Source organism: Mycobacterium sp. (genome assembly GCF_025933915.1).
Taxonomy (GTDB): Bacteria; Actinomycetota; Actinomycetes; order Mycobacteriales; family Mycobacteriaceae; genus Mycobacterium.
Genome location: NZ_JAICZA010000236.1, coordinates 1 through 5263, shown reverse-complemented (window position 1 = coordinate 5263; position 5263 = coordinate 1). Strand labels below are relative to the sequence as shown.

The 5263-nt window shown below is 59.8% G+C and carries 3 protein-coding genes; 1 reads left to right on the top strand and 2 read right to left on the bottom strand.

From position 1 onward, the window contains the following. A partial coding sequence (locus Q0W90_RS22995) for a glycosyltransferase family 2 protein (RefSeq protein WP_297776838.1) occupies positions 1 to 837 on the top strand: 837 nt, incomplete at its 5' end. 156 nt (positions 838 to 993) lie between these two features. On the opposite strand, the gene Q0W90_RS22990 is transcribed toward Q0W90_RS22995, so the two are convergent. Beyond that, positions 994 to 2037, bottom strand: a complete 1044-nt coding sequence (locus Q0W90_RS22990) for a hypothetical protein (RefSeq protein ID WP_297776835.1) — start codon at positions 2035 to 2037, stop codon at positions 994 to 996. A 379-nt stretch (positions 2038 to 2416) separates the two neighbouring features. Beyond that, positions 2417 to 5242: a carbohydrate-binding protein gene (locus Q0W90_RS22985; RefSeq protein ID WP_297776832.1), complete on the bottom strand. Its 2826-nt coding sequence runs from the start codon at positions 5240 to 5242 to the stop codon at positions 2417 to 2419. Positions 5243 to 5263 lie beyond the last annotated feature (21 nt).

The following is a 5263-nucleotide window of genomic DNA, read 5'->3' as shown; positions in this document are numbered from 1 at the left end:
TGGCCGCTGGTCAGCATCGTGACCCCCTCCTACAATCAGGCATCGTTTCTCGAAGAGACGATCCGGTCGGTCCTGCTCCAGGGCTATCCGAATCTCGAGTATGTCGTCATCGATGGTGGGAGTAGCGACCAGAGTGTTGAGGTCCTCCGCCGGTACGAACCCTGGCTGGAATACTGGGTCAGCGAGCCGGACCGGGGCCAGTCGCATGCGATCAACAAGGGATTCGCGTATGCCACAGGTCAAATCTTCGCCTGGCTTAACTCGGATGACGTCTATGAGCCAGGCGCCCTGCAGCGGATCGCTGCGCACTTCGCGCGGAATCCAGCATGTAAATTGGTATACGGAGATGGATGGTACATCGACCTGGATGGGCAAAAGACTGGCCGATGCGTCTGGATAGAGCCATTTGACCGCCAACGTTACTTGACGTTCAACTCCATCCTGCAACCGGCGGCGTTTTGGCGTCGATCACTGTGGGAAAGCACCGGCCCACTCGACGCCCGTTACCACTACGCGATGGACTGGGAATGGCTGATCCGGGCGACCGAATCAGCCGAGCCGTACTACCTTCCGGTCGAACTGGCGCGCTGGCGCATTGGACCGGAAATCAAGACGCGATCAGGTGGCCGGGCGCGGCGAGCGGAAGTTGCGGAGGTCGCCCGGCGATACGGCGGGATTCGACAGCCAACGTACGTCGTCTATCAGCTCGACCGGCTTGCCTGGACACTGACCGACCGCTTTGAAGGCAGGTTCCTTGGCCAAGGCTTGCAGCGCCTCTCGGCGCCAGTGCGATGGGTTGTGAAAGACAAACTTTGGAAAGGCCGCTATCTATCGTAGTCCGAGCGTGTTGTGAGAGCATGGGGAGGACTGAGTACGTGAAGAGTCGTGTTACGGGGCGCCGTATTCGACTCCTCAAGTTCCGTACCGACCTGTCGAAGCAACGGCATTATCGTCGCTGATCAGTCGTTCGCACCGTATATGGTACTGACCGCTTCATTTCCTGGGATCTTTCGATGCCATTATCAACTGCGGCGCCGCCGTTCTGATGGGATCCGGCACCGGCAAAATGCTGAAAATGGCATCCAGACCGTGCGCTTGCAGATCGATCTCCGCCACGAAGATTCGGCGAGCGAGATCGTAGCGGGCCACGCGCGTTGGCAGATCTCGCCGGAACCCCTTACGCACCCACGATACGTTCTGGCGAACTTTGGTGAGCCGCAGTCGGGAGAATCCGAGCCACACGCTTCCGTTTTCGACGAAGAGACCGCGACACCATCCAAGGAGTGCATCGGGTGGCGCGATCGCATTCAGGTCGATCAACTCTTCGACCCGCAAGGTCTCCGCGTTCGCGATCGCGATGTAACCGTTGACTGTCGTGAAGTAGATGTAACCGTTGTAGAGATGTCCGTCATGTACCCGCTCGAGGCCGATATCGATGCGCTTGCTCGGATCGGTGAGGCAGAGCGCATCGCGCTGCTCAAAGCGCGTCACCCAGAGATCGTCGCCGACGTAGAAGACGTGGTTTGGGTGAGACCGGTGAGGCTTCAGGCTCGTCACGCGACGGTAGTCGATCTGCCTGTCGAAGCGCTCCCAGGAATCCTCACAGAGCGTGTTCCAGATACGCAGAATCTCACCATCCAATGTCAACTCGAGAACCATATCGAGCCCTGAGTTCGCGACCAACAGATGACCGTCGCGCGATGGTCGGACGTGGTGAACATCATTGAAACACGGGAGGGACACGTAGGTCGCGAGCGTGAAATCGGGCAGCGTGTAGACCATCGCCTCGGTCTGGGTGCTCACGTATAGCCTGTCGCCGTCTAGCGTACCGCATTTGAACAGGATGGCTGGATCCTCATCGGCACAGACATTTGGAGGCGAGACGTAGTCGACGCGTCGCTCGACCTGCCCGCCAACGGTGTCGACCTCTACGACCAAGCCCTTTTGGTACTTGTACCAGAATGCTTCCCCTTCAAGCAGGGATCGTGCGTTGCGCTGCTGTCCGCCGGTGACATACAGCCTGGTCATCTCCGTCATCTCCATCCTGCCCGGCCCGGTAAGCCGGTGCTTCCGCCGCTATCCGACACTCTGTGAACGTCGCTGGCTAGACCGGTAGTACCCCGGCATGGTTTCCGTGAGGATTTGCGATATCGAACTCAAACGCGAGTCGCCAGCTATCGTTGGATAGACTCACATCCACCTCCCGACTGTCGCCGCGTTCAGTTCGCTCTCTAGAGTAGGGGCTCGAACTTGACCGCCGGTGAGGCGATCAGATCCGTTGATCTGACGTTGGAGTTCAGTCCATCGGCGTTCGTTCGGTGTACGAGGATCCGTCCCCAGACGCGACCGCACTCCTCTTCGCACCTGGATGCGCGTCTTCGGCTGCATGCGTCGCCATGAGGCAGGTCAGCGGCATCTACGGTGCGGCCGCCACCTCGACATAGTTCAGATTGAAGCCGTTGGTGTTGTCCACGATCTCGAAGGTATGATTTCCCGCTGGCAGGCTGATCGGGGCAGTGGTTATCGTTTGCCACGCCTGCCAGCCACCGGTATTCGGCACGGCGATCGAGCCGCTAATATTGGTTCCGTCCAGTTCCAAGTGCAAGCTCTTGCCGATGTTGGGTGAGGCAACGCGGATGGCGAAGGTGTAGCTTCCGTCGTTGCTAACATTCACGTCATAGGCAAGCCATTCACCGGCCGCGGTCCAGCCAACGTTGTAGCAAGTCGAGCCGGAGGTTGTGGTCGAGTCGGTGCATGTTTGAATGTCAACATCGTCCTGACGGTAAGCGCCCCCGGTGTTTCCGAGGGTCGTGTCGTGGTAACCGACACCCTCGCCGCCGTCGCGGTAGTTCTCCGCCTCGAGCCGTCCTGGTAGCGCTATCGCCGGTGGCGGTGTACCGCCTCCCGCAGAAACGTTGGCCGCGAACTGCGAAGTATTGCCGCTCCCGTCAGTGGCGGTTGCGGTGATCTCATCGCCGGAGTTAACTCCAGTGACCACGATCGCGAACGCACCGCTCGCGTTCGCCGACCCGCTGCCGACAAGCGTTTTGCCTTCACCAGCCGCTCCGATTCCGCCGTCGGCGATGAATACTTCGATCGTGCAGCTTGCGCAGGCCGAGCCGGAGACCGAGGAGAGCGTCGCGCTCGAGATCGTCGGGACACTGATGCCGTTGTTGGCGCCGCTGTCCAGCTTGATACCTGGTCCGGCATTGCCGAAGATCGAGTTCTGGGTGATCGTATTGCCGGAGGCTCCAGTCTCTATTTCGATGCCCGGGCCGGCGTTGTTGGCGATGACGTTGTCCGGCCCAAACGTGTTATTCGTGCCGTAGACCTGCATGCCCGTGCCGTTCGGCATCGCAGTGCCGTCGAGTGACACGCCGATCCGATTGCGTTGGAACGTATTGTGACTGGTGGTGCTGTCGAGCACCACGATGCCAACGTTGCCGCCACCATCGGTGACGTGGTTGTTCATGCCGCCTATGACATTGTCGGTGATGGTGTTGTAGGATACGCCGTCCTTCACCCGAATGCCGTAACGCAGGTTATAGGTGTAGTCGGGCGAACTCGTACCACTCAGGTTGGTACCAATGAAGTTGCCCACGATCTTATTGAGCTCTGTGGTTGCGCCATGCGAAACGTCGATACCGTTGAAGTTGTTTCCAGATGCGACGTTGTGCTGGTATTGCCCGGTGCCGCCGATGAGGTCACCTTCGGTACCGTAGTTCATGTCGACCCCGTGTAGCCAGTTGGCGAGACGTCGAGTGCCGTCCGGGCTGAGACCAATGATGTTGTTCTGAACTACCTCGCTGTTGCTGCTGTTATGCCAGATCCCGATACCGCTGCGGGCGTTGCCAGAAATGACATTGCGGTCAGCCAAATTCGGTCGGCCCACGATGGTGCGTGACGCACCCTGTTCGATCTTGATCCCGTGGGCTTCCGCATCGCCGATAGCAGTCGCGTGGGCCGTCCCGGTAGCGTCGGTGCCGATGAAGTCTCCAACGATGACGTTGCCACTGGCGCCCTTGCCATAGATCCAAAGAGTGCGGTGAAACGCGTAGAATGCGAGTCCCCGAATCACGTTGCCGGCCGAGGTGATCGCGGAGGCATCATATTGATCGTAGCCTCCGCCTTCGACCTGTACCATGATCGCGGCATTGTCGGCCAACGGATCGGTATTGGGTGACGCACCAGGCTGGGTATAGCCATCGATGGTTGTGGGCCCGGTCGTATCCCAGAGTGTGGGCAACTGCGAGTTCAGGTGGATAGTCTGCACGCCGCCACCAGGGATGTTGAAGTTGATCGTGTTCGGCCCCGGTGTATTGTTGGCCTCCGCGATCGCCGCTCGGAGCGTGCATGTGCCGACCGACGTCATGCATACGTTGTTGCCCTTATTGATATCATCCTCGTCGCCGGTCGAGTTGACAACAAAGGTCGACGAGGTGGCTTGAGTAGTGGCTGCCGAGTTCACGCCCGTCGCCGACGAATTAATGCTGCTGTTGGTCGGGCCGTAGTTCGCGGCGACCATCTGTACATCGGCCACATCGATGCAGCCGTCATGGTTGACGTCCAAACGGGGATCGATGCCGGGACCACATGGGTTTCCGCGCGCGCGGAGGTTTTCCCAAGCCATCGCGACTTCCATCACATCAGCATGGGTGACTGTACCGGAACCGGTCGTCGAGAACGGACCAGCCTTCCCCTTGCCGGTGCTCGGCAGCTTCCACCGACCGGGCGGTGAGGCAAAGAACGGACCACTGACAGCTGAACTGGGAGTCTGCGAGATTGAACCGCCCGATCCGACCTGCACTGTGATAGCTGAGCTCGGCACGCCAACAGGGATCGGATTGCCGGCGGCGTCGACAACCTTGACCGCGTCAAACGTGATCGCGAGCGTGCCGGTCTTATTGCCGATAAGTGTGACCGTGCCGAGGCGAACGCTCCCGCCGGCACCGCGGCTATGACGCGGGCTTTTGTTGTCAAGACAGTTGGAGACCGTGCACGAATAAATCCCGACCGCCGCGCCATACGGCGTTTCGACAGCGGCGAGTTGCCCCACGTCGCGACCGAGCGAATGCACGGAATTGGTCGACGTTTCTAGACCGTCGAACTCCGCCGCCGAAGGGTCAAACAGGATACTGGTCTCAAAGGCGGCGACGTCGCTCGCGCCTCGAATCGACAGAGTCAGGGAGATCGGCTCGCCGGGGTTAACCTGCTTCGGTCCATCGATCTGGAATACTGGCATGCGCGGTGCCGCGGAAACGCC

Bases quoted from the DNA above. Each gene is read 5' to 3' on its own strand.
- Q0W90_RS22985 (WP_297776832.1), bottom strand. From the start codon at position 5,242: ATGCCAGTATTCCAGATCGATGGACCGAAGCAGGTTAACCCCGGCGAG.
- Q0W90_RS22990 (WP_297776835.1), bottom strand. From the start codon at position 2,037: ATGACGGAGATGACCAGGCTGTATGTCACCGGCGGACAGCAGCGCAAC.